Source organism: Algibacter luteus (assembly GCF_900141715.1).
In the GTDB taxonomy this organism is placed as follows: Bacteria; Bacteroidota; Bacteroidia; order Flavobacteriales; family Flavobacteriaceae; genus Arenitalea; species Arenitalea lutea.
The window spans coordinates 738,366-762,662 of record NZ_FQYK01000001.1; the positions used below are offsets into that span (position 1 = coordinate 738,366).

Genomic DNA, 24,297 nt, shown 5'->3' on the forward strand with positions numbered 1-24,297 from the left:
ATTACGCTTGATGTACTGGTTTTAATAAATCGTTTACTGTCTTTACCGGATTAAATGTCTCCAAAGGTACTTCAACAAAAATCGAATTCCAATACGCCATACTCCCATTCCATAATCCTGGTAATTCTAAAGCATTTATATCAACCCCATTCTGGGTTTTTGTTGTAATAAAAGCAGCTTCATGGTCTACAAAATCCATTAAATCGAATTTTTCTCCCTTGTAATTTTTAACACCGCAAACTAAATCTGTAGGATTAAAATGTGTGGCTTTATAAACAATACCCTGTTGGTTCTTTTTTCCGAAGTTAATTTGAGCAAATTCAACTATTTGCAAAGATATTTTACCATCTTCAGCCATAACCCAAAATGGACCTCCTCCCGGTTCACCTTGATTTTTTACCATGCCGCAAACACGAATGGGCTTGTTGAAACTTTGTCTTAAAAAAGTTACTTTCTCATCATGTGTCATTTCTTCAAACTCAGAATTTATCGGCACATTTAACCTGTATCGTAAAAACAAAGCCATGACTTTTAAATCGGCATCTTCTAAATTTCCTGCATCGAGTTTATTTAGATAATGAAATACTTTTTCTTGAGCCTCTAATAAAACGCCTGCTAGCAATTTTTTATAGTTTGAAACTTCAATATTTTTTTCAGCAACTACAATATTATCTATGTTTTTTATAAAAATTATATCGTAGTCTAGGTCATTTAAATTCTCTAGGAGAGCACCATGACCTGCTGGTCTGAACAAAATTGAACCATCAGGCTTTCTAAACACCTCATCCTTTAAGGTAAGCGCAATAGTTTCGGTAGCTTCTTTTTGATATGAAAATGATATATTAAAGGACGTATTCGTCTCTTTTTCTAAATCTGCTTTAACTCTACTAAATTCATTTTTAAAATATAAATGATGCTTTTCTGACACGGTAAAATGCAAATTCGATTTCCCTTGAGACGATGCGTACAACGTAGATTCAAAAAGATGTTCTTCAAAAGCGGTTTTAACTGTATTTCCATATTTATGAAATGGCAGCAATCCTTTTGGGAGAAAGCTATAATTAAGTAAATCTGCATCAAGCATAGATTTTACTAACTGCAAATATTTTTCGTCTTCGGATAGTTTTTCATAACCAGAACTTACCTTCTTTGCTCTCGTGATCACTTCATTATAAAACGGAAACTTCTTAAAATTCTCAACAAAAGTTACTATTAACTCATCATTATTACGTTCCGCATAACTTTTTAAGCTTTCTTTAGCTGGATTGAAATTTTTAAGAAATTGAAACAAAAACTTGAACATACGAGTAGCAGCACCAGATGCCGGAACAAACTTTACGATGTTTAATTCCTTTTGCTTAGCCTCATAAAATTCTATAAACCCCTTTATTTCAGCATCATCATAACGTTCAATTCCTTTATCAATAGTAGCAGCAGCCACTAATTTCGAATAAGACATACCATCTTTTAATCGAGAAACTTGATCGTTTACTTCTTCAAGAGTTATACCTTTACTTTTAATTTGTTCAATATCTTTATCTGAAAACATTATACTTTGGGGTTTAATAGTTTGTCAATATATTTTACTGCCGTTTCTAAACGTGTTTTTTTATCTCCTCTAAGGAGCACATATGGTTTTTTGTATTTTATAAGGGCATCTTGAAAAGCATCAAACATCTCTTTTCTGTTTTCTGGCTTATCTCTTAAATCATCAGCTTCCCAAGGCGTATCAATATAAGTTAAAAAATACAAATCGTACGAATTTTCTAGTGCATATTTTTCAAGAATCAGATCACAGGAACCTAAATAATAAGTTTCAGAGTACACTTTGGTTTCCAACAAATCTGTATCACATATTAAAACAGAATTGGTTTTTTGAGCCAGTTCATTTTCTAATTTCATTTGCCCTTCAGCTATTGGTAACAAATCTTGTGGTTCGCAAGTTTTGCGCTCATTATTCCATTTATCTTGCAGATATTCGCGTGCATATTCAGGCACCCAAACCGAATTATAATATCTTGCCAACTGACGAGATAATGTTGTTTTTCCGGTTGATTCGGGCCCAAATAAAACTACTTTTATGCAGTTTGCAGGTTGTTGTTTATACTTTTCTTCCATGCAATATATCCAAAAATGGCAATGACTGTAAATCCTAAATATTGTAAGCTTGTAAATGTAAATCCTTTATAAAAATATAAAGGTACTGATATGACATCTCCAATAATCCAGAAAATCCAATTCTCTAGTTTTCTTCTTGCCATTAACCACATTCCTACAAAAAATATGGCCGTAGTTATGGTATCTATATAAGCAACCCAGCTGGTCCACTTATCAAATACATTGTAAACTAAAAATACAAATACTAATGTGCCTAAAAATATGGCTAAACTTGTTTTCTTTTCGTTGAACGACGTTTTTGAAATAGGCGTTACGTGCTCCTCATCAACTTTTCTGGTCCAAATGTACCAGCCGTAAACACTCATAATGAAGTAATACCCATTTATCATCATATCGCCTAATAACTCCCATTTAAGCAATAAATACACAAAAATTATAGTACTTATCATGCCTGTAGGGAATACTAAAACATTGTTTTGTTTAGAAAACCAAACGGATAGAAACCCAAAAAAAACGGCAACTATTTCAAGTACAATATCTGTTGTTTCATAACCTGAATATTGCCCAAAGAAAAACTCAAAAATGGGGTTCATAATCGTGTCTGTCTGATTTTACAATTTTCATGTACAAAAGTCCGCGTTCAATAAGTTCGAAAGCTTCTTTTATTTCGGTTGTCAATAGGGTCATCACTTCATCATAATCACCATAAACCTGAGTACTTAAAGGATTTTCAAGTACTTTTAAATTTGATGCTCGCAACTTTTTTATAAAATGTATGATTGCTGGTTCGTAATCATCATGCAATGGCGTAAGTGTTAATTCTACTGATATTTTCATTTATTTATTTTTTCAATTCTTCAAAAAACAATTCATCTTGCTCAAACGCAGTACCAATGACTACTAAATCTGCTCCTGCATGGTATGCCTTATGCAAATCTGATTTATTTCTTATGCCTCCGCCTACTATTAACGGAATATCTAAATCCTTTTTTACTTGGCTTATTATATCCTCAGTTAGTGGGTTTATAGCACCACTTCCAGCTTCCAAATATATAAGCTTTGCGCCTAATAATTGTCCTGCTTTTGCTGTATCCTTTATGTTTTCAATATTTTCTCTGGGCATTGGCTTTGTAGCGGTTACTTTTTCAATAGCGGTTACTTTGCCATTTTCAACTAAAATATAACCCGTAGAAATCACCTCTAAACTCGTTTTTCTTAGTTTAGAAACGGCTTCAACATGTTTACCAACTAAATAATCAGCATTTCTGCCAGATAGTAAGGATAAAAACAAAATGGCATCAGCCTTATCTGTGATCTGAGTAACATCTCCAGGAAATAAAACTATTGGTAAATGAGTATGTTTCTTAATTTCAATAACCAATCGTTCGGTTGCCGTTTCTTCAACAGCACTGCCACCTACAAAAATATGTGTAGCTATAGATTTGTTTATATTTTGAACGAAACGGTTGGTGTTTTCAAGTAAAAATTTATCCGGATCTATTAAAACCGCCAATAGCTTTTCACTATTAGTAATTGATTTATTTATGTTTTGATAAATTGAATTCATTTAAGCAATCGCATAAGCACAAGTAAAGCCTTCAAACTCTAGAAAATTAATATTATAGCGGTACTTTTTTTCTTCATAATCTATCCAAGCAATAGTGTCATCATCTTCCATAGCAAACGGAATAACCAAACAATGCTGCTTAAAACTTAACCCTGGTGTACAAAACAATTTGTATAGTGATTCTTTTACACACCAAATAATAGTGAGTTTGTTAATGTAATACGATTCGGATTCATTTAAATAATCAAATTCATAATCAATAAATTTGTGAGCGATAATACTAATCTTATTACGTTGTTTTTCAATGTCAATCCCAATAATTAGATCGCTAACAATAACTGCCGAAAAATTAAAAGAGTGTGTAATTGATATCTTCTTTCCGTCTTTTAAATGCGGTTTGCCATTCTCATCATAAAACAAATCGGCATCTTCGTAACCAAACTCTGCCAATAAATGTCTAACACTTAAAAAACCACGTTGGTGGAGCTCACTTTTCATGCCTAAAACACGCTCTAACGAATTAGGTTTTAAAGTAATATCCTTTATCAAATCGTCGTAAGACTCGTTAATTTTCCAAATTTTAACAGTAGTTTGTGAATTTGGCACTATGGTTTTATAAAGTGGCATTTAATATTCTAAAAGTTAATAGTTATCTTTGCAAACTCTAAGCAATTGGTATTAATTATAATAGCGAATTTAAGTATTTTAAGTTCTACATACAATGAAGCTTAGCAATTAAAAAATAAAAGAAAAATTACAATGAGCACAAAAACAATTCCTTATGTAGCCAGTAAAGTAAAAGACATTTCTTTAGCCGATTGGGGACGAAAAGAAATCGAATTAGCTGAAGCTGAAATGCCTGGTTTAATGAGTCTTCGTGAAGAATATAAAAACGAGCAACCTTTAAAAGGTGCCCGTATTGCAGGTTGTTTACACATGACTATTCAAACCGCAGTATTAATTGAAACCTTACAAGCCCTAGGTGCAGAAGTAACTTGGAGTTCTTGTAATATTTTCTCAACTCAAGACCAAGCTGCTGCTGCCATTGCTGCTGCAGGAACTTCGGTTTACGCTTGGAAAGACATGACCGAAGAAGAATTTGACTGGTGTATTGAGCAAACCTTATTTTTTGGAGAAGACAGAAAACCACTAAACATGATTCTTGATGATGGTGGCGATTTAACCAATATGGTTTTAGATAAATACCCTGAGCTTGCTCCAGGAATTAGAGGCTTATCAGAAGAAACTACTACAGGTGTTCACCGTTTATACGAACGTGTAAAAAACGGAACTTTACCAATGCCTGCCATAAACGTTAACGATTCAGTAACTAAATCTAAATTCGATAATAAATACGGTTGTAAAGAATCTGCAGTAGATGCTATTCGTCGTGCAACAGATATTATGTTAGCTGGAAAACGTGTAACTGTTTGTGGATATGGTGATGTTGGTAAAGGTACTGCAGCATCTTTTAAAGGTGCAGGAAGCATCGTTACAGTAACCGAAATCGATCCTATTTGTGCGCTTCAAGCTGCAATGGACGGTTTTGAAGTTAAAAAACTTGAAACTGTTGTAGCCAATTCAGATATCGTAATTACTACTACAGGTAACAAAGATATCGTTCGTGCAGAGCATTTTAAAGCCATGAAAGACAAAACAATTGTTTGTAACATTGGGCATTTCGATAACGAAATACAAATGGCATGGTTAAACGAAAACTACGGAAACACCAAAAACACAATAAAACCTCAAGTAGATAAATACACTATTGACGGTAAAGATATTATTATACTAGCAGAAGGTCGTTTGGTAAATTTAGGTTGCGCCACTGGCCACCCAAGTTTTGTGATGAGTAATTCGTTTACTAACCAAACTTTAGCGCAAATCGAGCTATGGAACAACGCCGATGCCTACAAAAACGACGTGTACATGTTACCAAAACACCTCGATGAGAAAGTAGCAAAATTACACTTAGAAAAAATTGGTGTAGAGCTTACAGAGCTAAAACCAGACCAAGCTTCTTACATTGGTGTAACTGTAGATGGTCCTTACAAACCAGAGCATTACAGGTACTAAAAAAGAATTTTAGAATTTTATATAAATCCCAAGCAGCAATGTTTGGGATTTTTTTGTCACTTCGAGTAATTCTGAAGCATGAAGAATTGTATCGAGAAGTTGGGCGTTACCACAAGGGTCGGGCTTTACGCTGCAAGTCCTCGGTCGTACCTCCCTGTGGGCTTTCCACTGCAATCCCTAACGCAAAATTCAAGGTAAAATTAATCTACCAAATCCTCTTCAAAATACCACCAAAGGCTCGAGTCAATAGATTGTTTCATTTTATTAATATCAACATCATCTTTCAGATATATCGTAATACTTTCACAAGCTCTATTCTGTGCAATACTATCACAAATCTCAATGTCTTCTATTTCTTTAAAATGTTCTAAGTGTTTTTTAATTCTTTCATCCAAAGATTCATCACTCAAAAAAATCTTAATAGTAGGTTGCGTTGGGGAATTCCTGATTTCAGATCTAAAAGGCAGCATAATCAAAAAATTTTCAAGTTAAACTATTATCTAAATTGCAAACGCAATACTTTAAAGTTAAGAAATTTAATGATATCTTTTAAAAATAATTTATACTATGAGTAATCATCGCGCAGAAATACTATCTCAATTACTATCAAAAATCGAGGCGAATATTCCGCAAAAAGAAGTTAAAAATCCGTCTGTTTCAAATGCAACTGTTGGTTGGCAACTAGACCATGCCTTAAAAGTTTTTAATGCCGTAAGCGAATGGACAGCAAACTCCAACCCAGAAGATTACAAGTATAAATTTAATTATTGGCGCACTATATTACTAACTTCAGGCTACTTCCCAAGAGGTAAAGTAAAAGCGCCTAAACATGTTTTACCACCAGAAACTGTTACCTCTGAGGATTTATTAAAACAACTAGAAACGGCTAGAATACATGTTGGTAAGTTAAAATCGCTTCCTGAAAAAGCCTACTTTAAGCATTTCATTTTTGGAAAACTGTCTAAAAAGAAAACCCTTCGCTTTTTAGAAGTCCATACCAATCATCATTTAAAAATAGTAAAGGATATATTAAAAAAATAAAAAAGCTCCTTCTGTAATAGAAAGAGCTTTTTTTAATCTGTTAAGAAATGCTTCTTAAGCCTCAAAAGGCTCGATAGAAACGTAAGACTTGTTATCTTTTTTCTTAGTAAATTTTACAACACCATCAACTTTAGCATGTAAAGTATGGTCTTTTCCTTGGTATACGTTTTCACCTGGGTGATGCGTGTTACCACGTTGTCTTATGATAATGTTTCCAGCAATAGCAGCTTGTCCACCAAAAATCTTTACGCCTAAACGTTTCGATTCTGATTCTCTACCATTCTTAGAACTACCTACTCCTTTTTTATGAGCCATTGTCTTAAGTTTTTATATTGTTAAACTTAGCAGTAAGCAATTAAGCTTTACCACCATCTAATTCGTCTTGCCATTTTTTAAGCTCATCCCATTTACCTTCAGCAGCTAATTTAGCTTGTGCTGGCCAAGTATCAGTTACGTGGTTTCCACGAACTCCTGCGATGATCTCAGATATTTTAGCAGCATCAGTTTTTGCTAATTCAGCAAAAGTTGAAATTCCTGCTTCTACTAACGTAGATGCGATTTTAGGACCAATACCTTCAACCTTCTTCAAATCATCAGCTTTTCCAGTTGCTTTTTTAGCAGCAGCCTTAGGCGCAGCCTTTTCAGCCTTTGGAGCTTCAGTCTTTGGTTCTGCATTTTTAGCTTTCGGTGCAGCAGCTTTCGCTTCTACTTTTGGTTCTGCTTTTTTAGTTTCCTTTTTTGGAGCAGCTTTCTTAGCTCCAGAAGCTACAATGCTTTCAATAACGATTTCAGATAAAGATTGTCTGTGTCCGTTTTTTACACGGTAACCTTTTCTTCTTTTCTTTTTGAAAACTATTACTTTATCACCTTTAAGGTGTTTAAGGACTTTTGCACTTACTTGTGCTCCGTCTATAGCTGGGGCGCCTACAGTTACATTGTCACCATCTGCTAAAAGAAGTACGTTATCGAAAGAAACTTTCTTACCTTCTTCTGTTGCTAAACGGTTAACAAAAACTTTTTGGTCTTTTTCAACTTTAAATTGATGCCCTGCTATCTCTACAATTGCGTACATAGCGTAACGTTTTTATTAATTAATTTTGTTCAAAAATGAGTGCAAATATACTGCTAAATAATTAATCTACAAACGTTATCCTTTAATTTTAGGTAATATTTCTGCTCTTTTTAAAAAGTTGCATTACAGTTAGCGAAGAAACCACTGTTGTAGCAAACCCCATTATAGCAACCACGAAGGTTACAATACCAATATGAGCATTAAATCCTCCCTTTATTTTCTGAAGCAGTTCAGGTAAAAACCCACCGTTAATTTCGGTCGCATAAACTAGAAAGAAAGCCGTAAAAACGATAGTTGCCACAAATCCTGTAATAAGTCCCGTTTTAAAACCTTCGCTATAAGAAAAATTAGCAGGGTTTTCAAGTTTGCTTAAGCGCGTAGCTTCATAAATGCCAAAACCCGTAATTAGAGCATTTACAAAACTAAATGCCGGATTTGTATGCATATTTACTAAAGACAACACTAAAAAATAAGCGATTAACACAGCGCTTGTTACTAAGCCGAAACGAATGGGAAGTGATAAGTTTTTCATAGAAGGTTGATATTATTTCTCTTAAATTTCGTGAAAAATCTTGAATAAAAATAATTTAGTTCTGAAAAAAGTTGATTCGTAAATCCTTAATATCAAGTAAAACCCGTCTAATTATCCCAGTAAATTCTGTAAAATCCACTTATTTTAATTAAAGCATTTCTTAGAATCATAAAACTTAGATTTTTTAAACAATAAACCCCATTATTTACTAGTTTTGTGATAAACCTTTTAAATCATATTTGAATGAAAACAATAAAACAATTTTTCATCCTTACAATTATTGCTGCTTTCGCATTTAGTTGTAAAAATGAAAAGAGCCCTGAAGTTAAAACGGTGGAAGTTGAAACCGAGGAAGTAAAAGAATTAGACCCAAATGCAACATACGCAAAAGCAGAGTTTACTATTGATGGTATGACTTGCCAAATAGGATGTGCCGCTACAATACAAAAGAAAATTTCAAAAATGGACGGTGTGAAATCTGCAACTGTAGATTTTGATAAAAAGTTAGCTATGGTTGAATACAATGAAGCCAAAGTGACTCCAACTTCGTTAGAAGAAGCCGTTACTAAAGTTTCGGAGACTTATAAAGTAAGTGAAATGAAAACTGTTGAAAATTTTTCGAAAGAAAAAACATGTTCGGCAGATTGTAAGGAAGCTTGTTGTGCAAACAAAGACAAAAAAGAATGCAAACCAGATTGCGCAAAAGCGTGCTGTAAAAAAGATAGTAAAATGGCTTGTAAAGAAGACTGTGAAAAAGCTTGTTGCGCTAAAAAAGAGGCCTAAAATTTTTTTACATTACTATAAAATAAGCTGCTAAAATTTAGCGGCTTTTTTTATTTCCATGTTACTGTTTCCATAATACGTTTAATATCCTTTTGCAAATAATTGGCGGCGGGTAAAATAGAATCGTAATTTGGTTTGGCATAAAAATATAACGAACCTGTTAAAAAATGATTTATGCTATCAGTAACGTAAAATTGAGCAGGAGAAGCTACATTCCCTTTAACTTCGGATAACATTCCATACACCTTTCTTTCTTTATTTTCATAAGGGTAGGCTGGAATTTCATCCGCTTTCTTAGTATGCTCTAAAGTAAATTTTTGTGCATCTCTTAAAAAATCCCTTAGGTTCTTTTCGTCCTTGTTAATAGCCTTGTAGGTTAAAAATATAGTGCCTTTTAATGCTGGGTACTCTAAATTCACACCGTAACTCTCTGTGGGTGCTTCAAGTTCTTTTAAGATGATATTTTTGGCTAACAGGTTTTTATCGAAAGTAAAAGGCAATTTTAAATCTGCATCAACATATTTTGCATTAGGGTATTCCAGTCGCAATTGTGCTTTTGGTTTAGGCACATAATCTTCACCACAAGACCAAAACATAATAACACCAAACAATGAAAAAACTGTATATAATTTAATGTTATTTGTTATTAATTGCATGTGTTTTTCTTCTTATAAAATGAATTAGGTAATGGTAAATTTAACAAGCTTAATTCGTTTTTTATCCATAGCTTCAATAGTAAAAACGTAATTTTTAAATTTTATTTTACTATTAAGTTTTGGAAAACTTCCTGATATTTCTAGCACAAAACCTGCTACGGTCTCAGCTTCACCTTTAGAATCTTCAAAAACAGTATCGTCTTCAATCTTAATAATTTTGTAAAAGTCTTTTAAAGCCGTTTTACCTTCAAATACATAATTGTTCTCGTCTAATTTAGAATAAGTTAAATCTTCATCATCAAATTCATCACTTATATCACCTACAATTTCTTCGATGATATCTTCTAAAGAAATTAACCCTGAAGTTCCTCCATACTCATCTACCACAACTGCTAAATGCACTTTCTTCTCTTGAAATTCAGACATTAAATCGTCTAACTTTTTATTTTCTGGAACGAAAAACGGTTCGCGTAGTAAGGTTGTCCAATCAAACTGTTTTCTATCGATAAAAGGCAACAAATCTTTTACATAAAGTATACCCTCAATAGTGTCAATATTTTCCCGATATACAGGTATTCTTGAATAACCATTCTCAATAATTACAGGCATTATTTCAAGATATTTCTGTTCTACATTTAAAGCAAAAATATCAATACGAGGGCGCATAACTTGCTTGGTATCGGTGTTTCCAAACGATACAATACCTTGTAAAATTTTGTGCTCTTCTTTAGTTGTATCATCTTCACTTGTAAGTTCTAAAGCTTGAGACAATTGATCTACACTCAAATTAGATTTTTGTTTACCTAGTTTATTATGAATTCCAATGGTAACACCTCGCATAGGCAAGCTTATTGGAGACAGAAACACATCCAGGACCTTCAGAGGATATGCCATAAACGTAGCGAATTTTAAATTGTTTCTGCTTGCATAAATTTTAGGCAAGATTTCGCCAAACAACAAAATTAAGAACGTAACAACTACAACTTCAACTACAAATTTTATTTGAGGGTTTTTTAGGCTTCCAAACATTAAATCGCCTAAAAAAGCAAACAGTATGACTATGGCTATATTAATGAAGTTATTTGCCACTAATATTGTAGCCAATAATTTTTTAGGACGCTCTAAGAGCTGCAAAATAATTTCAATGCGTTTAGATTTTTTTTCTAAATCGGTTTCGACGTCACTTCTAACAAGTGAAAAAAGTGCGACTTCGGCACCCGAAATAAGCGCTGAACAAACTAAAAGCAAAACTAATAATGCAAAACTAAAAACAACCGAAAAATCAATTGCTTCTATAATAAGTATAATACTCGCGGGGTCAGGATCCAATTACTACAGGTTTAATTAAACATAGACTATTGTAAGCTATAGGGCAAAATCTAGAAAGGTAAATCATCATTATCTTCTCCAATGGGTTCAGTACTTGACTGAGCGTTAAATTCTGGCTTATTAGCAACTGGTTTGTTTGGCGCATTAGTTTCACTTTCCTTTTTTGTAGATAAGAAAGTAAAATCGTTACATTGAATTTCTGTTGAATACCTGTCATTCCCTTTATCATCTGTCCATTTTCTGGTTTTCAATCGCCCTTCAATATAAACTTTATCGCCTTTACTCAAGTATTTTTCGCAAATCTCTGCAGCTTTATTTCTTACTACAATATTATGCCATTCGGTATTTGTAATACGCTCGTTAGTTTGCTTGCTAACGTAAGTTTCATTGGTTGCTAAAGGAAAACGACCTACACAACCTCCTCCTTCAAAATAATGCATTTTAACTTCATCGCCTAAATGCCCAATAAGCATTACTTTATTTAATGTACCCGACATATTTTTACGTTTTTAATAAGATGGCAAAAGTAACTAATTGCCCTTCATTTTTTTAAAATTAATAAAAAAATATGATTGTTGGTATTAAACCTCTAGAAATTAAATGATTCTATAAAATTTCCTATTAAGGTTGGAACCGCAAACTTTCTAATTTTATTTGTTGCAATTGCATCTTTTGGAAGGGTCTTCAAATTAATAACCCAGAATTTAGTATGTAAATGCTGATGTGATAATTTATGAATAATTACATCTTCATTATATTCTGACCAGGTATAAGTTCTGTTTTCTAAAAGTTTATGCCTACTAATTACGTCTTTAATCTCAGATGATTTTAAATTATGCTTCGATTCAATTAATGGAAATTGATATAAATTTTGCCAAATCCCCTTACCTTCTCGTTTTTCCAATACTGTTTTTCCATCTTCAGATAAAAACACTAAATAATTATAATGTTTAATTTGAGCTTTGGCCATTCTAATTTTCACAGGCAAGGCTTCAATTCGGTTTTTATTAAAAGCTATACAGCTTTCTTGAAATGGGCAGATTTTACAATCAGGGTTTTTGGGTTTACATTGGGTTGCTCCAAACTCCATTATGGCTTGATTGAATTCGGCAGGTTGTTCTTTATCAATAAGCTCTTGAGCCAAAGCTTTAAACTCTTTTGCTCCTTTTGTTGAATTAATAGGTGTGTCAATCCCAAAATAACGCGATAATACTCTGTAAACATTTCCATCTACCACTGCCGTTTCCTCATTAAAGCATATAGATGCAATGGCACTTGCCGTATAATCACCAACACCTTTAAGCTTTAATAAATCTTTATAATTATCAGGAAACAGGCCATTTAAAGTATCTACAACATAATTAGCGGCGGTATGTAAGTTTCTGGCTCTAGAGTAATACCCTAACCCTTGCCAAAGTTTGAGCACTTCACTTTCATCGGCTTTAGCCAAATCAAAAACAGTTGGAAATTCACTAACAAAAGCTTCATAATATGGTAAACCTTGTTTTACTTGTGTTTGTTGTAAAATGATTTCTGATAACCATATATAATAAGGATTCTTGGTTTCGCGCCAAGGCAAACTTCGTTTATTAATTGAATACCAGTGTGTTAAGGTTTTATTGAATATCATGAATCTATTTAAACGAAGAAACAAAAATAAACCTTTATAATATTTAATTTTAGTGAATTAGGTTTGAAATATTGAATATTTAATTCCTATATTTGCATCCCTTTTAGAATTTATAATAACACAAAAAATAATATATTAAAATGACGAAGGCTGATTTAGTAGCAAAAATTTCCGAGAAATTAGGAATAGAAAAAGGAGATGTTCAAGCAACGGTTGAAACATTTATGGAAGAAGTAAAAACTTCATTAGAAAGTGGTGATAACGTATACCTTAGAGGTTTTGGAAGCTTTATAATTAAAACAAGAGCTGAAAAAACAGGTAGAAATATTTCTAAGAATACAACTATCAAAATTCCTGCTCATAATATCCCTGCATTTAAGCCTGCAAAAGTATTTGTAGAAGGCGTTAAAACAAATGTAGACGTTAAATAAAAAACATTAATCGAATTATTAATTTAAAAAGACACTATTTATGCCAAGTGGTAAAAAACGTAAAAGACATAAGGTAGCGACGCATAAACGTAAAAAACGTAGACGCGCTAACCGTCACAAAAAGAAAAAATAAATCATAAAAGTAGTTAGATTAGCTACTTTTTTTGATTTTAAAAACAACAAGTTCTTTGAAATGAGTTCAATAATTTTTTAGCACCATTTTTGGTGTATTTTGAACTCCACGGATATTAAAAATCCTGTGATAAAAAATAATGTATAATCCATCTGTATAATTTGGTTAATAGTTACTAGGTATTAGTTGCTAGTTGTTATTCAATAAAATTTCAACTCTAATCTTCTTACTTTCAAACTTATAACTAAAGTGTATGGATAAAAATTAACTTAATGGATAAAGAATTGATCATTAGATCTAGTTCCGACAATGTTGATTTTGCCTTATTAAAAGATGGAAAACTTATTGAATTACAGAAAGATGAAGATAGTAACGACTTTGCTGTTGGTGATGTGTTTATAGCCAAAATAAGAAAAGCCGTTCCTGGACTAAATGCTGCATTTGTTAATGTAGGTTATGAGAAAGATGCATTTTTGCATTATCATGATTTAGGGCCAAAACTGCCTTCACTTTTAAAATTCACAAAACGTGTAAGCACAGGTAAACTAAAAGATTTTTCTTTAAAAAATTTCCCATTTGAAAAAGATATTGAGAAAGACGGTAAAATTACCGACGCCTTAAAATCTAATCAATCGCTATTAGTACAAATAGTAAAAGAACCTATTTCTACAAAAGGCCCAAGAATAAGCTCAGAGCTTTCTATTGCCGGTAGATATATTGTTTTAGTTCCTTTTTCTAGTCGTATTTCTATTTCTCAAAAAATAGAAGACAAAGAAGAAAAAGACCGATTAAAACGATTAGTAAAGAGTATTACTCCACAAGGTTTTGGAGTTATTGTACGTACCGTAGCACAAGGCAAAAAAGTAGCCGAACTAGATAGAGACTTACAAAATTTGCTTAGTCGTTGGACGGCAATGTGTAAAAAGCTAAACAAAGCGCATCACCCAAGTAAAGTATTAGGAGAAATGAATAAAGCCTCATCAATATTACGAGACATATTCAACGACACCTTTACGGGAATTACTGTAGATGATGAAGAGCTTTACTATCAAATTAAAGATTACGTGCAAGAAATTGCGCCAAAAAAAGAATCTATAGTGAAATTGTATCAGTCTAAAATTCCAATTTTTGAAAAATTCGGGATAGAAAGACAAATTAAAACCTCGTTTGGTAAAACTGTTTCAATGGCAAAAGGAGCTTATTTGGTAATTGAACATACTGAAGCCCTACATGTTATTGATGTAAACAGTGGAAACCGTTCTAACAAAGCCAACAACCAAGAGGATACAGCATTAGAAGTAAATTTAATAGCAGCTACCGAAATGGCTCGCCAATTGCGCTTACGCGATATGGGTGGCATCATTGTGGTAGATTTTATAGATATGACCAATGCTGAAAACAGGCAAAAACTCTTTAATCACCTCCGTGACGAAATGAAGGATGATAGAGCAAAACACAAAATTTTGCCACCAAGTAAATTTGGTTTGATACAAATAACTAGACAGCGTGTTCGCCCTGAAATGAACATTAAAACTCGAGAGGAAAATCCCGACGAGATAATTAATGGCTCTGAGGTTGAAGCACCAATAGGAATCGTGCAAAAAATAAATCACGACCTTGAAAAACTTATTAAAAAAGACTATAAAAAGCTGACTTTAAACACACATCCTTTTATAGCAGCCTTTTTAACTAAAGGTATTCCATCTGTGCGTTCTAAATGGTTTTTAGAACACAAAAAATGGGTAAAAATTTTACCAAGAGATGCTTACACATATTTAGAATATCATTTTTTCGATAAAGATGGTAATCAAATTAAATAATTAAAAAAACCCGCAACTTTTAAGTTAGCGGGTTTTTTATTTTTATAAAGTTTTACTTTAATTATTTGAGCGTTACCCAAAAAGGGTCGGGCTATACGTTGCAAGTCCTCGCTCCTCCTCCGTCGGGCTGCGGGCTTTTCACTACTATCCCTAACGCACTTTATCATTCAATCTATAAATCAGAACAATAATTAAAACTCCAAATCTGCTACTATATCAAATTCATCGTAAATAGCTTTGTCTTTTAATCCATCAAAAAAACTAGACGAGCCATATCTAACATCAAATTTAGATCTATCAATTTTTAACGCAGCATTGGCTTTGTTACCGTAAACCGATAAATCAAAGCTTACAGGCTCAGTTATATTTTTTATTGTAATATTTCCCGATACTTCATACGAGTTTTTACCTGAAGATTTCACTTCTGTAAGAACTAACTTTGCTGTTGGAAAATTTTCTACTCCAAAAAAGTCGGCAGATTTTAAATGACCATCTAACTTGCCTTTGTATTCGCCCTCTAAATCTGTACTGCTTATTGTGGTCATATCTATAGTGAATTCTCCACCAATTAATTGATCAGCATTAAAATTAAGAAACCCAGATTTTATGGCAATTGTTCCTTCATGAGATCCGGTAACCTTGTAGCCTTTCCAAACAACCTTACTGTTTTCTATTTTTATTTCTTTCTTACCTTCGTTAAGAGTCGTAAAAGAAAATGCCATAAATGCCATAACAAAAACTGCAATAGTTCTAAATAAATTTTTCATTTTTTCGTATTATTTAATTGTTTTTAAAATTCTGAAACAAAATTCTGAAATTTAGAACTATCAAAAAATGAACTAGTATATAAAATTATGTTAATCTAGTTTAACTTTTATTCCTTTTGAACTAACTGGCTCTTTATTTTACTAAAAAACTCTTTGGTTATGCCCAAATAAGAAGCAATTAGATATTGAGGCACTCGTTTATCTATTTTAGGGTAAGTATTTTTAAATATTAAATAGCGCTCTTTAGCATCTAAACTAAAATTTCTAATTATGCGTTTTTGTGAAGCTACGAACGCGCGTTCAATAATTTTTCTAAACAAGCGTTCTAACTTCGGAATTTGAACGTATAATTCCTCTAGATTTTCATAGCTAAATTGAATTAATTGTGTGTTTTCTAGACATTGCACATTAAAATCGGCTGGTGCCTGAGTAATAAAACTACCCAAATCTGACGCCCACCAATCTTCAACCGAAAACATTACAACATGCTCATTACCTTCTAAATCTATGTAAAATGTTTTTGTGCAACCAGAAATAATAAAATTTGCGCTTTTACAAACATCCCCTTGCTGAACTATATATTGGTTTTTGAGGTAATTACGAACCACAACTTTAGTCATTAGAAATTTTTCTTCTTCTGATGTTAAGCTTATATATGGTTTAATATATTCTAAAAATCGATTATGATTCATTTGTTCAAGGTTTTACTCACACTAAAGATATTATAAATATCTATTCCGAGTTAAAAACAATTAATTTACAAACACGCATTTAAGGTGCTGGATTTGGTAATTCCTGATGCACCGTATTTATTTGAGATAACAACTCTCCACTTAAGTTTACATTTACACTTCCAATATTTTCTTTAAGTTGTTCCAAATTAGTAGCTCCAATAATCGTACTGGTTACAAAAGGTTGCTGGTTTACAAAAGCTAAACTCATTTGAGCTAAGGTCAAATTATTTTCTTCAGCAATCTTTAAGTATCGCTTTGCCGCCGCTGTTGCTTGTTCACTGCTATATCTCGCAAACCGAGGAAACAATTTAAGTCTAGCATTTTCTTCTGCGTTTCCAGTAATATATTTACCAGATAACACCCCGAATGCCATTGGAGAATAGGCTAATAAACCAACGTTTTCTCTGAGCGCAACTTCGGCTAAATCGGTTTCAAAAGTTCGAGTTAATAATGAATAGGCGTTTTGAATGGTTTTAACCCTTGGTAAACTATGACTTTTTGATTCCTGCAAGTAGCGCATGGTTCCCCAAGCATTTTCGTTTGATATACCAATATGTCGAATACGTCCTGTTACTATCTCTTTATCCAAGCTGTGAAGAATTTCGTTGAAATTGTCCTCCCATTTAGTGTCGAGTTTAAAACTTCGAACACCAAATCTGTTGGTATCGCGTTCTGGCCAATGGAGTTGGTATAAATCGATATAATCAGTTTGAAGTCTTTTTAACTCCAAATCGATTGCTTCTTTTATAGCGTTTGGACTGAAACCGGTAGTTCGAATATGAGCGGTATAATCACCACTTCCAGCAATTTTTGAAGCGATAACCACTTGATCTCTTTTTCCAGATTTTTTTAACCAAGTTCCAATAATTTTGCTTGTCCGTCCGCTTATTTCGGCTGTGGCTGGTACGGGATATAATTCGGCAGTATCAATGAAATTGATTCCTTGATCTGTAGCGTAATCTAGTTGTACATGCCCTTCAGCTTCGGTGTTTTGGTTTCCCCAGGTCATTGATCCTAGGCATATTTTACTAACTTTAATATCTGTATTTGGAATTTTTGTGTATTTCATTTATCGCATTTTTTTTAAGAATTGCTAAGATAAAAAACCTGTAAATGCTTTTTGAACTGAAAAGCTTAAATCTATGTTAAGACAAAAAAGCCTTTTAAAGCTAAATAGCTTTAAAAGGCTTTTTTGTGCGTTAGGGATTGCGGCATCGTTGGATTCCGATGAATATCGGGAGGCTGCCAAAAGCCCGACCCTTGGGTAACCTACCTGCCGGCAAACAGGCGTCCAAAATTTTACTACTCTTCGCTTAACAACTTAGAAAGCTCGTCTAATTTTGGTGTTAAGATAACTTCTATACGTCTATTTTTTGCTTTCCCTTCTGGAGAGTTATTTGAGGCCACCGGGGCGAACTCGCCGCGTCCTGCCGCCGTTAAGTTTTCGGGGTTGATGTTTTTATTTTCTCTCAAAATATTAACGATGGCTGTGGCGCGTTTCGTTGACAAATCCCAATTACTGGTCATAATTCCGTTACCTTTGTATGGAACATTATCTGTATGCCCTTCAATTAAAACGGCTATATCGGGGTTGTCTCCGAGCACGTTACCCAGTTGTTTTACGGCTCTAGTACCTTCAACGCCAACGGCCCAACTTCCGGAGCTAAAAAGTAGTTTGTTTTCCATAGAAACGTAAACTTTACCATCACGTTGTTCTACGGTTAAGCCTTTGCCTTCAAAATCGGTTAAAGCCCTAGAAATAGCGTTTTTAAGCGCGGTCATTGCCGCATCTTTTGATGCTATAACTTGTTCTAACTCTGCCACACGGTTTGAACGATTTTCTAATTCTTTTTTAAGTTTTTCCAATCTTGCATTTTCGGCTGCTAATGCCTGTTCTTTAGCTTCAAGTTGAGCTAACAATTCTCTGTTTTTTTGAGAATTCGCTGCAATAGCTGCAGAACTGTTTTTTTCTAAAGCTGCGTAAGAGGCTTTTAAATTATCGTAGTTAGATTTTGTTGCATTGTAATCGGCCTGTAGTTTGTCTCGTTGTGCAACAGCTTCATCATAAGCGGATTGCAATTGCTTTAGTTCGTTTTCAGCTGCCGTTTTAGCACTTAAAAGTGCCTCATTATTTGTGGATAATTTTCTATTTTCCTTCTTCAAATCAGCATACTTTGCTTCAAGTTCTTTATAAACTTTTGGTGAAACACATGATGCTAAAACTACTAATGCAATTACTGCAAATACGCTTTTTTTTATCATTTTGTTTGGGTTTGATTTATTCGTTAATCTTTATTTATCAATTTCAACTAGAATCGGACAATGGTCGCTATGCACTGCTTCTGTGAGTATAACGGCTCTTTTGATGTTTTCTTGTAATGGTTCTGAAACCATGGCATAATCTAATCGCCACCCTTTATTATTGGCTCTGGCATTAGCACGATAACTCCACCAGCTATATTGCTGTAATTCAGGGTTTAAAAATCTAAATGAATCTATAAAACCGCTGTCGATAAACTTTCCAATCCATTCGCGCTCTTCTGGCAAAAATCCTGAAACGCCTTTCATTTTTGGGTTATGAATATCAATTTCTTCATGACAAATATTATAATCGCCACAAATAACCAGATTAGGCACTTCTTTTTTAAGATTGTTTATATAATCTTGAAACATATCCATATACTCCAACTTATGGCTTAATCGTGCATCATTTGTTCCAGACGGCAAATACAAACTCATTACTGAAAATCCATTAAAATCGGCACGCAAGTTTCTGCCTTCAAAATCCATAGACTCAATACCTGTACCAAATTCAATATGCTTAGGCTCCGCTTTACTTAAAATAGCAACACCACTATAGCCTTTTTTTTGTGCGCTAAACCAATAATTGTGTTGATACCCAGCTTCTTCAAAAAGACTTAAATCTAATTGATCTTCTTGGGCTTTTATTTCTTGCAAACAAATAACATCTGGATTTGCAGCCTTTAACCAATCTATAAATCCTTTATTGATGGCTGCACGAATACCGTTAACGTTGTATGATATGATTTTCATTACTATATTTTTTTGTTATCCTTAATTATTAAGAGACAATTCACTTTTAAAAAAAACATTGTTTTAGCTAAAATAAATAATGCGTTACTTTTACACTATTAATTGGAACACGAGTTTTAACGAAGCTATTAACAAAATATTTTAAACGTTTTGTAGTTTAAGTATCTGATGAAGTTTTTTATAGTTATTCTTTTAAGTTTGATTGGGTATTGTGGGTTTTCGCAAACACCAAATGCTAACTATAAAACTATAAAATTAGCTGTAAAAGATACTATTGCAATTGATAGCGTTAGTATCAACTCCAATTGGTTCTCTGTAACTAAAAAAGACCTGTCTTTAATCGATTCAACCTATTACCAAGTTGATTTTGCCAAAGCTATTTTGAAGTTTAAAAAAGCAATTGAAACCGATTCTGTTATAATAAATTATTTAAAATTTCCTGAGTTTTTAACCAAAACTTACAAGCAACTAGATGAAAATATTATAGTTGAAAATGATAATGCCAACAAGACGCTTTATAAACTTTCACAATCAAACACCAACCGAGAATTTGTTCCATTTGATGGGTTAACAACTTCAGGAAGCATTTCCAGAGGTGTTACTGTAGGCAATAATCAAAATTCTGTATTAAATAGCGAATTAGATCTTCAAATTACAGGAAAATTAAACGACAAAGTATCTTTAAGAGCTTCTATACAAGATGCTAATATCCCTTTACAAGAAAGCGGCTATAGCCAACGATTGGATGAATTTGATCAAGTTTTTATTGAATTATTTAGCGACCAATGGAACGTTCGTGCAGGTGATATCGATTTGGTAAACGCCAATTCTTACTTTGCTAGTTTTTCTAAACGGGTACAAGGATTAAATTTTAATTTGATTTTGGGTAATGAGGAGAAACAAACCCAATTATTTGCAGCTGGTGCTCTAGTAAGAGGTCAATTTACAACCAGCCAATTTGTTGCACAAGAAGGTAATCAAGGACCTTATAAATTGCAAGGGCCAAATGGCGAGTTGTTTGTGCTAATTGTTTCGGGTAGTGAAACGGTTTATGTTAATGGCATTCCTGTAGCACGTGGCGAAGACCAAGATTATATCATTGATTATAATGCAGGAGAAATTATATTTAACTCCACTTTCCCAATCACTTCTGAAATGCGAATTACAGTTGATTATCAATTTAGTGACCGAAACTATTCCCGATTTGTAGCCTATGGTGGTGGAAATTATTCAAATGAAAAATTGAATATTGGGGTTTCAATCTATTCTGAAAATGATGCTAAAAACCAACCACTACAACAAAACTTATCTGAAGAACAAATTGAAATACTAGCAAATGCGGGTGACGATAAATCGCAAATGGCAGCACCATCTGAAACCAGAGATGAACAAAACGACAACAGAATATTGTACAAAAAAGAACTCATAAATGGAGAGGAAGCTTTCGTGTTTTCCAACAGTCCTGATGACGAATTGTATCGCGTAACTTTTAGTTTTGTTGGCGAAAATCAAGGTGATTATACATTAAGCAATATCAATGCAATAAATAATATTTATGAATATGTTGGGTTAAATCAAGGCAATTATGCGCCAGTTGTTCAACTTGTGGCGCCTACTAAATTGCAAATTGTTGTTTTAAACGGAAGTTATAAACCATCTGATAAAACAAACATGAGCTTCGAAGCTTCTGGAAGCAAAAACGATTTAAACTTATTTTCTAACGCTGATGACAACAATAACGACGGGTTTGCTGGAAAAGTTAACATCCATCAAATTTTAGTAAAAAAAGATAGTCTATGGAATTTAGACGGTTATTTTAATACTGATATAATTAGTGCAGATTATAGAAACATTGAAGGTCTATATAATCCTGAATTTAATCGAGATTGGAATTTAGACCAAGCCAACATTAATGGGATAGGGCTTAATTTAGGCAATCAAGTATTGCTAAACTCTGGTTTTAGGATGTTTCATCATAAAAAAGGAAGTGTCAACTACCAATTTGAACATTTAAATTTTTCTGATGGTTTTAATGGAAATAGACATATAGCGAATGCCAATTTGCAATTAAACAATTTTAATATTCTTTCAACTTCAAGTTTTTTAAATGCAGATTCTAATATTAATACCTCTACTTTTTTAAGGTCGTTTAATCGCATTACATATAGTATGAAGAAAAGTTGGATTGGTACTCGAATAGCTATTGAAAACAATGAACAACGCAATAATTCAACACAAGAACTTACAGAATTGAGCCAGAAATTTACATCCTACGAACTGTTTTTTGGTGTAGGCGATAGCACTAAAATATTTAGCGAAATAGGCTATAAAAACCGAGTAAACGACAGTATAAGAAATAATGAATTACAAAAAGTAAACACTTCAAATACCTTTTATTTGGATTCAAGACTGGTTCAAAATAAAAACACAAACTTATCGCTGTACGCTAATTACAGAACCCTAAAAAACACCGACAAAGCTCTAGCAGATGAAAACTCGATTAACTCCAGATTTCGATTTAATCAAAAGTTATTTAAACAAATTATACAATGGAATACCATATTCGAGACTAACTCTGGAAGATTACCTCAACAAGATTTTACTTATGTAGAAGTTGAAGCAGGACAAGGTACTTATACATGGAACGATTATAATGCAAACGGTATTCAAGAGCTTGAAGAGTTTGAAATTGCACAATTTCAAGACCAAGGTCGGTACATTCGAGTACTTTTGCCAAATCAAGTTTATATAAAAACACATCAAAATAGGCTCAGTCAAACCTTAACCATAAATCCGTCGCAATGGTCGGTTTCAGATAAAAAATCAGAAAAATTTTGGTCGCACTTTTACAATCAAACCAGTTATTTAATCGACAGAAAAATAAAGCGTGAGGGCAGTAAATTCAACCTCAACCCTTTTAACAATAGTGAAAATGACCAACTTGGTTTACAGTTAAATTTTAGAAACGTACTATTTTATAATCGCGGCAAACAACATTATACAACGTCATACACTTTTCTAGATAACGTTACTAGGAGTGTGTTATCGGTTGGATTTATTGAGAATAGTTTAAGAAGTCATCAAATAAATTTCAACCATAAAATTTCGGGCAATTGGCTTATAAACATGCTTTCTGCTTTTGATAACAATGAAAGTATAAGTGAAAACTTCACTAGTAAAAATTACAATTTTGATGAAGCTAGATTCAACCCTAAACTCTCCTATTTATTTAATGATAATTCAAGCTTTGATGTGTTTTACCAATTTGCGAAAAAGGACAATACCACGGGTGATATGGAAAGCTTAAAGCAACAAAATTACGGCATATCCTTTACCTTAGGAAGCAGCCAAAATAGCGCTTTAAATGGGGAAATAAACTATTTTTCTAATGATTATAACGGAAACCCAAACACACCTGTAGCCTATCAAATTTTAGAAGGTTTACAACCAGGAAAAAACTTTACTTGGAGTTTATTAGCACAGAAAAAACTAACCAAATTTTTAGATTTAAATCTAAGTTACTTTGGTCGAAAAACTGAAACCAGCAGAACGATTCATTCCGGCACCATTCAGTTAAAAGCCTACTTTTAAAGGTTAGATTGGTCTACTTTTTTAAATACTTCAATAATAGTTTTTACAGCTTCTACGTAAAACTCTGGATGGATGTTCTCAAACGTATCTGAAGGTTCATGATAATCTTTATGGTCTTCAACACCGAAATACAAAAAAGGAACACCCTGTTTATGGAAATTAGCATGATCTGAAGCGTAAGTCCAATTGTCCAATCCATCATAACCGTCATGCCCTGTGAGCAACTTGATGTTGCAAGAGTAATTAAAATTCGACATTAAATACTTTAGCTTTTTATTTTCTGAAGTTCCTGCCACATAGAGCTCGTTCTTATCGCTTCGGCTTATCATATCCATATTCAAATTAATAAGCAAATCTTCATAGGGAATTTTAGTATTTTTTACAAAATATTTAGACCCTTGAAGCCCTAATTCTTCACTATCAAAAGCTGCTAAAATAACCGAGTGTTGTGGTGGATTTTTTTTGAAATATTCTGCAAATGCAAACAAGGCACTTAATCCTGAAGCATTGTCATCGGCACCGTGATATATCTTTCCATTCTTTATGCCTTCATGGTCATAATGCGCACTAATAACAATATATTTCTTTGGAAATTTTGTGCCTTCAACTAGCCCCAATACGTTAACACCTTCATAGTTTTTTTTCTTAACGAAGAAAAACGGTTCTTCAAAGGACTTGCCTAATGGTTTAACCTGTAGCGCATGAAACTGATTTATAATATACTTTCGGGCTTTAACAGCGCCTTTGGTTCCAGTTCTTCGTCCTTCAAATGCTTGAGACGATAGAGATTTAACATGTTTAAGTAGCTCTATTTCATCAAACAGAGTGCATTGTTTTGTTTCTGCTTGAGCTAATAAAATAGCCGGAAAACTAATGAAACAAAATGTAATTAGTAAAAGTATTTTACGCATAAAAGTTCTTAGAGACTAAATATAATTAAATTATTTAACACCCTTTACAAAT

Annotated in this window: 26 protein-coding genes; 6 read left to right on the forward strand and 20 right to left on the reverse strand. The window is 33.1% G+C overall.

Annotated features, from left to right (window positions below; all coding sequences use genetic code 11):
• Position 1 precedes the first annotated feature (1 nt).
• Genes BUA46_RS03115 through BUA46_RS03140 form a run of 6 tightly spaced genes read right to left on the reverse strand, consistent with a single transcriptional unit; the run spans position 2 to position 4,312 of the window.
• Positions 2–1,549 carry a DUF4301 family protein gene (locus tag BUA46_RS03115; RefSeq protein WP_019386018.1) on the reverse strand — a complete coding sequence of 516 codons (1,548 nt, stop codon included), beginning with the start codon at positions 1,547–1,549 and terminating at the stop codon, positions 2–4.
• Complete coding sequence (locus tag BUA46_RS03120) at positions 1,549–2,118, reverse strand: AAA family ATPase (protein ID WP_019386017.1); 570 nt, start codon at positions 2,116–2,118, stop codon at positions 1,549–1,551. Before BUA46_RS03120 ends, BUA46_RS03115 begins: the two co-directional genes overlap by 1 nt.
• Complete coding sequence (gene pnuC, locus BUA46_RS03125) at positions 2,079–2,711, reverse strand: nicotinamide riboside transporter PnuC (RefSeq protein WP_072794728.1); 633 nt, start codon at positions 2,709–2,711, stop codon at positions 2,079–2,081. The genes BUA46_RS03120 and pnuC overlap by 40 nt, the downstream gene beginning before the upstream one ends.
• Positions 2,695–2,955 carry a thiamine-binding protein gene (locus tag BUA46_RS03130; RefSeq protein ID WP_019386015.1) on the reverse strand — a complete coding sequence of 87 codons (261 nt, stop codon included), beginning with the start codon at positions 2,953–2,955 and terminating at the stop codon, positions 2,695–2,697. Before BUA46_RS03130 ends, pnuC begins: the two co-directional genes overlap by 17 nt.
• A 4-nt stretch (positions 2,956–2,959) precedes the next feature.
• The gene (locus BUA46_RS03135; protein ID WP_019386014.1) at positions 2,960–3,685 is read right to left on the reverse strand and encodes a phosphoglycerol geranylgeranyltransferase; all 726 of its coding nucleotides are present in this window, start codon (positions 3,683–3,685) and stop codon (positions 2,960–2,962) included.
• Complete coding sequence (locus tag BUA46_RS03140; protein ID WP_019386013.1) at positions 3,686–4,312, reverse strand: 4'-phosphopantetheinyl transferase family protein; 627 nt, start codon at positions 4,310–4,312, stop codon at positions 3,686–3,688.
• Between the two features lie 132 nt (positions 4,313–4,444).
• On the opposite strand from BUA46_RS03140, the gene ahcY reads away from it, so the two are divergent.
• Complete coding sequence (ahcY, locus tag BUA46_RS03145; protein WP_019386012.1) at positions 4,445–5,761, forward strand: adenosylhomocysteinase; 1,317 nt, start codon at positions 4,445–4,447, stop codon at positions 5,759–5,761.
• A gap of 200 nt (positions 5,762–5,961) precedes the next feature.
• Here ahcY and BUA46_RS03150 read toward each other — a convergent pair whose 3' ends face one another.
• Positions 5,962–6,231: a hypothetical protein gene (locus BUA46_RS03150; protein ID WP_019386011.1), complete on the reverse strand. Its 270-nt coding sequence runs from the start codon at positions 6,229–6,231 to the stop codon at positions 5,962–5,964.
• Between the two features lie 97 nt (positions 6,232–6,328).
• On the opposite strand from BUA46_RS03150, the gene BUA46_RS03155 reads away from it, so the two are divergent.
• Positions 6,329–6,802 (forward strand): hypothetical protein, encoded by a 474-nt coding sequence (locus BUA46_RS03155; RefSeq protein ID WP_019386010.1) that lies wholly within the window; start codon positions 6,329–6,331, stop codon positions 6,800–6,802.
• A 54-nt stretch (positions 6,803–6,856) separates the two neighbouring features.
• Here the strand turns inward: BUA46_RS03155 and rpmA are convergent, their stop codons facing one another.
• The 3 genes from rpmA to BUA46_RS03170 form a co-directional block, all read right to left on the reverse strand.
• Positions 6,857–7,117, reverse strand: coding sequence for a 50S ribosomal protein L27 (gene rpmA / locus BUA46_RS03160; RefSeq protein WP_019386009.1), 261 nt, complete (start codon positions 7,115–7,117; stop codon positions 6,857–6,859).
• 40 nt (positions 7,118–7,157) lie between these two features.
• Complete coding sequence (gene rplU, locus BUA46_RS03165) at positions 7,158–7,874, reverse strand: 50S ribosomal protein L21 (protein ID WP_019386008.1); 717 nt, start codon at positions 7,872–7,874, stop codon at positions 7,158–7,160.
• Positions 7,875–7,962: 88 nt separating this feature from the next.
• Positions 7,963–8,406 (reverse strand): DUF4199 domain-containing protein, encoded by a 444-nt coding sequence (locus BUA46_RS03170; protein ID WP_019386007.1) that lies wholly within the window; start codon positions 8,404–8,406, stop codon positions 7,963–7,965.
• 243 nt (positions 8,407–8,649) lie between these two features.
• Between BUA46_RS03170 and BUA46_RS03175 the strand changes: the two genes are divergently transcribed.
• Positions 8,650–9,189 carry a heavy-metal-associated domain-containing protein gene (locus BUA46_RS03175; protein ID WP_019386006.1) on the forward strand — a complete coding sequence of 180 codons (540 nt, stop codon included), beginning with the start codon at positions 8,650–8,652 and terminating at the stop codon, positions 9,187–9,189.
• 50 nt (positions 9,190–9,239) lie between these two features.
• On the opposite strand, the gene gldD is transcribed toward BUA46_RS03175, so the two are convergent.
• From gldD to mutY, 4 genes are all read right to left on the reverse strand, one after another.
• Complete coding sequence (gene gldD, locus BUA46_RS03180; RefSeq protein WP_019386005.1) at positions 9,240–9,845, reverse strand: gliding motility lipoprotein GldD; 606 nt, start codon at positions 9,843–9,845, stop codon at positions 9,240–9,242.
• A gap of 24 nt (positions 9,846–9,869) precedes the next feature.
• Positions 9,870–11,174 (reverse strand): gliding motility-associated protein GldE, encoded by a 1,305-nt coding sequence (locus tag BUA46_RS03185; RefSeq protein ID WP_019386004.1) that lies wholly within the window; start codon positions 11,172–11,174, stop codon positions 9,870–9,872.
• 50 nt (positions 11,175–11,224) lie between these two features.
• On the reverse strand, positions 11,225–11,671 hold the full coding sequence (locus tag BUA46_RS03190) for a single-stranded DNA-binding protein (RefSeq protein ID WP_019386003.1): 447 nt from the start codon (positions 11,669–11,671) through the stop codon (positions 11,225–11,227).
• Between the two features lie 92 nt (positions 11,672–11,763).
• Positions 11,764–12,804: an A/G-specific adenine glycosylase gene (gene mutY / locus BUA46_RS03195; RefSeq protein WP_019386002.1), complete on the reverse strand. Its 1,041-nt coding sequence runs from the start codon at positions 12,802–12,804 to the stop codon at positions 11,764–11,766.
• Positions 12,805–12,944: 140 nt separating this feature from the next.
• On the opposite strand from mutY, the gene BUA46_RS03200 reads away from it, so the two are divergent.
• Positions 12,945–13,235, forward strand: coding sequence for an HU family DNA-binding protein (locus BUA46_RS03200; RefSeq protein ID WP_019386001.1), 291 nt, complete (start codon positions 12,945–12,947; stop codon positions 13,233–13,235).
• Between the two features lie 405 nt (positions 13,236–13,640).
• A complete protein-coding gene (locus tag BUA46_RS03205; RefSeq protein ID WP_019386000.1) occupies positions 13,641–15,188 on the forward strand; it encodes an Rne/Rng family ribonuclease in 1,548 nt (515 codons plus the stop codon).
• A 191-nt stretch (positions 15,189–15,379) separates the two neighbouring features.
• Here BUA46_RS03205 and BUA46_RS03215 read toward each other — a convergent pair whose 3' ends face one another.
• The 5 genes from BUA46_RS03215 to BUA46_RS03235 all read right to left on the reverse strand — a co-directional run bounded on the left by BUA46_RS03215 (position 15,380) and on the right by BUA46_RS03235 (position 19,743).
• On the reverse strand, positions 15,380–15,955 hold the full coding sequence (locus BUA46_RS03215) for a YceI family protein (RefSeq protein WP_019385998.1): 576 nt from the start codon (positions 15,953–15,955) through the stop codon (positions 15,380–15,382).
• A 107-nt stretch (positions 15,956–16,062) separates the two neighbouring features.
• Positions 16,063–16,647, reverse strand: coding sequence for a Crp/Fnr family transcriptional regulator (locus BUA46_RS03220; RefSeq protein WP_019385997.1), 585 nt, complete (start codon positions 16,645–16,647; stop codon positions 16,063–16,065).
• A gap of 79 nt (positions 16,648–16,726) precedes the next feature.
• Positions 16,727–17,758 carry an aldo/keto reductase gene (locus BUA46_RS03225; RefSeq protein ID WP_019385996.1) on the reverse strand — a complete coding sequence of 344 codons (1,032 nt, stop codon included), beginning with the start codon at positions 17,756–17,758 and terminating at the stop codon, positions 16,727–16,729.
• Between the two features lie 233 nt (positions 17,759–17,991).
• Positions 17,992–18,951, reverse strand: a complete 960-nt coding sequence (locus BUA46_RS03230; RefSeq protein ID WP_019385995.1) for an OmpA family protein — start codon at positions 18,949–18,951, stop codon at positions 17,992–17,994.
• Positions 18,952–18,981: 30 nt separating this feature from the next.
• A complete protein-coding gene (locus tag BUA46_RS03235; protein WP_019385994.1) occupies positions 18,982–19,743 on the reverse strand; it encodes an exodeoxyribonuclease III in 762 nt (253 codons plus the stop codon).
• Positions 19,744–19,911: 168 nt separating this feature from the next.
• On the opposite strand from BUA46_RS03235, the gene BUA46_RS03240 reads away from it, so the two are divergent.
• The gene (locus BUA46_RS03240) at positions 19,912–23,334 is read left to right on the forward strand and encodes a DUF8818 domain-containing protein (RefSeq protein WP_019385993.1); all 3,423 of its coding nucleotides are present in this window, start codon (positions 19,912–19,914) and stop codon (positions 23,332–23,334) included.
• Here the strand turns inward: BUA46_RS03240 and BUA46_RS03245 are convergent.
• On the reverse strand, positions 23,331–24,245 hold the full coding sequence (locus BUA46_RS03245) for a M28 family peptidase (protein WP_019385992.1): 915 nt from the start codon (positions 24,243–24,245) through the stop codon (positions 23,331–23,333). The genes BUA46_RS03240 and BUA46_RS03245 overlap by 4 nt on opposite strands.
• Positions 24,246–24,297: the final 52 nt, after the last annotated feature.

Coding starts and splice junctions, on each gene's coding strand:
- BUA46_RS03115 (WP_019386018.1), bottom strand. CDS start 1,549: ATGTTTTCAGATAAAGATATTGAACAAATTAAAAGTAAAGGTATAACT.
- BUA46_RS03120 (WP_019386017.1), bottom strand. CDS start 2,118: ATGGAAGAAAAGTATAAACAACAACCTGCAAACTGCATAAAAGTAGTT.
- pnuC (WP_072794728.1), bottom strand. CDS start 2,711: ATGAACCCCATTTTTGAGTTTTTCTTTGGGCAATATTCAGGTTATGAA.
- BUA46_RS03130 (WP_019386015.1), bottom strand. CDS start 2,955: ATGAAAATATCAGTAGAATTAACACTTACGCCATTGCATGATGATTAC.
- BUA46_RS03135 (WP_019386014.1), bottom strand. CDS start 3,685: ATGAATTCAATTTATCAAAACATAAATAAATCAATTACTAATAGTGAA.
- BUA46_RS03140 (WP_019386013.1), bottom strand. CDS start 4,312: ATGCCACTTTATAAAACCATAGTGCCAAATTCACAAACTACTGTTAAA.
- ahcY (WP_019386012.1), top strand. CDS start 4,445: ATGAGCACAAAAACAATTCCTTATGTAGCCAGTAAAGTAAAAGACATT.
- BUA46_RS03150 (WP_019386011.1), bottom strand. CDS start 6,231: ATGCTGCCTTTTAGATCTGAAATCAGGAATTCCCCAACGCAACCTACT.
- BUA46_RS03155 (WP_019386010.1), top strand. CDS start 6,329: ATGAGTAATCATCGCGCAGAAATACTATCTCAATTACTATCAAAAATC.
- rpmA (WP_019386009.1), bottom strand. CDS start 7,117: ATGGCTCATAAAAAAGGAGTAGGTAGTTCTAAGAATGGTAGAGAATCA.
- rplU (WP_019386008.1), bottom strand. CDS start 7,874: ATGTACGCAATTGTAGAGATAGCAGGGCATCAATTTAAAGTTGAAAAA.
- BUA46_RS03170 (WP_019386007.1), bottom strand. CDS start 8,406: ATGAAAAACTTATCACTTCCCATTCGTTTCGGCTTAGTAACAAGCGCT.
- BUA46_RS03175 (WP_019386006.1), top strand. CDS start 8,650: ATGAAAACAATAAAACAATTTTTCATCCTTACAATTATTGCTGCTTTC.
- gldD (WP_019386005.1), bottom strand. CDS start 9,845: ATGCAATTAATAACAAATAACATTAAATTATATACAGTTTTTTCATTG.
- BUA46_RS03190 (WP_019386003.1), bottom strand. CDS start 11,671: ATGTCGGGTACATTAAATAAAGTAATGCTTATTGGGCATTTAGGCGAT.
- mutY (WP_019386002.1), bottom strand. CDS start 12,804: ATGATATTCAATAAAACCTTAACACACTGGTATTCAATTAATAAACGA.
- BUA46_RS03200 (WP_019386001.1), top strand. CDS start 12,945: ATGACGAAGGCTGATTTAGTAGCAAAAATTTCCGAGAAATTAGGAATA.
- BUA46_RS03205 (WP_019386000.1), top strand. CDS start 13,641: ATGGATAAAGAATTGATCATTAGATCTAGTTCCGACAATGTTGATTTT.
- BUA46_RS03215 (WP_019385998.1), bottom strand. CDS start 15,955: ATGAAAAATTTATTTAGAACTATTGCAGTTTTTGTTATGGCATTTATG.
- BUA46_RS03220 (WP_019385997.1), bottom strand. CDS start 16,647: ATGAATCATAATCGATTTTTAGAATATATTAAACCATATATAAGCTTA.
- BUA46_RS03225 (WP_019385996.1), bottom strand. CDS start 17,758: ATGAAATACACAAAAATTCCAAATACAGATATTAAAGTTAGTAAAATA.
- BUA46_RS03230 (WP_019385995.1), bottom strand. CDS start 18,951: ATGATAAAAAAAAGCGTATTTGCAGTAATTGCATTAGTAGTTTTAGCA.
- BUA46_RS03235 (WP_019385994.1), bottom strand. CDS start 19,743: ATGAAAATCATATCATACAACGTTAACGGTATTCGTGCAGCCATCAAT.
- BUA46_RS03240 (WP_019385993.1), top strand. CDS start 19,912: ATGAAGTTTTTTATAGTTATTCTTTTAAGTTTGATTGGGTATTGTGGG.
- BUA46_RS03245 (WP_019385992.1), bottom strand. CDS start 24,245: ATGCGTAAAATACTTTTACTAATTACATTTTGTTTCATTAGTTTTCCG.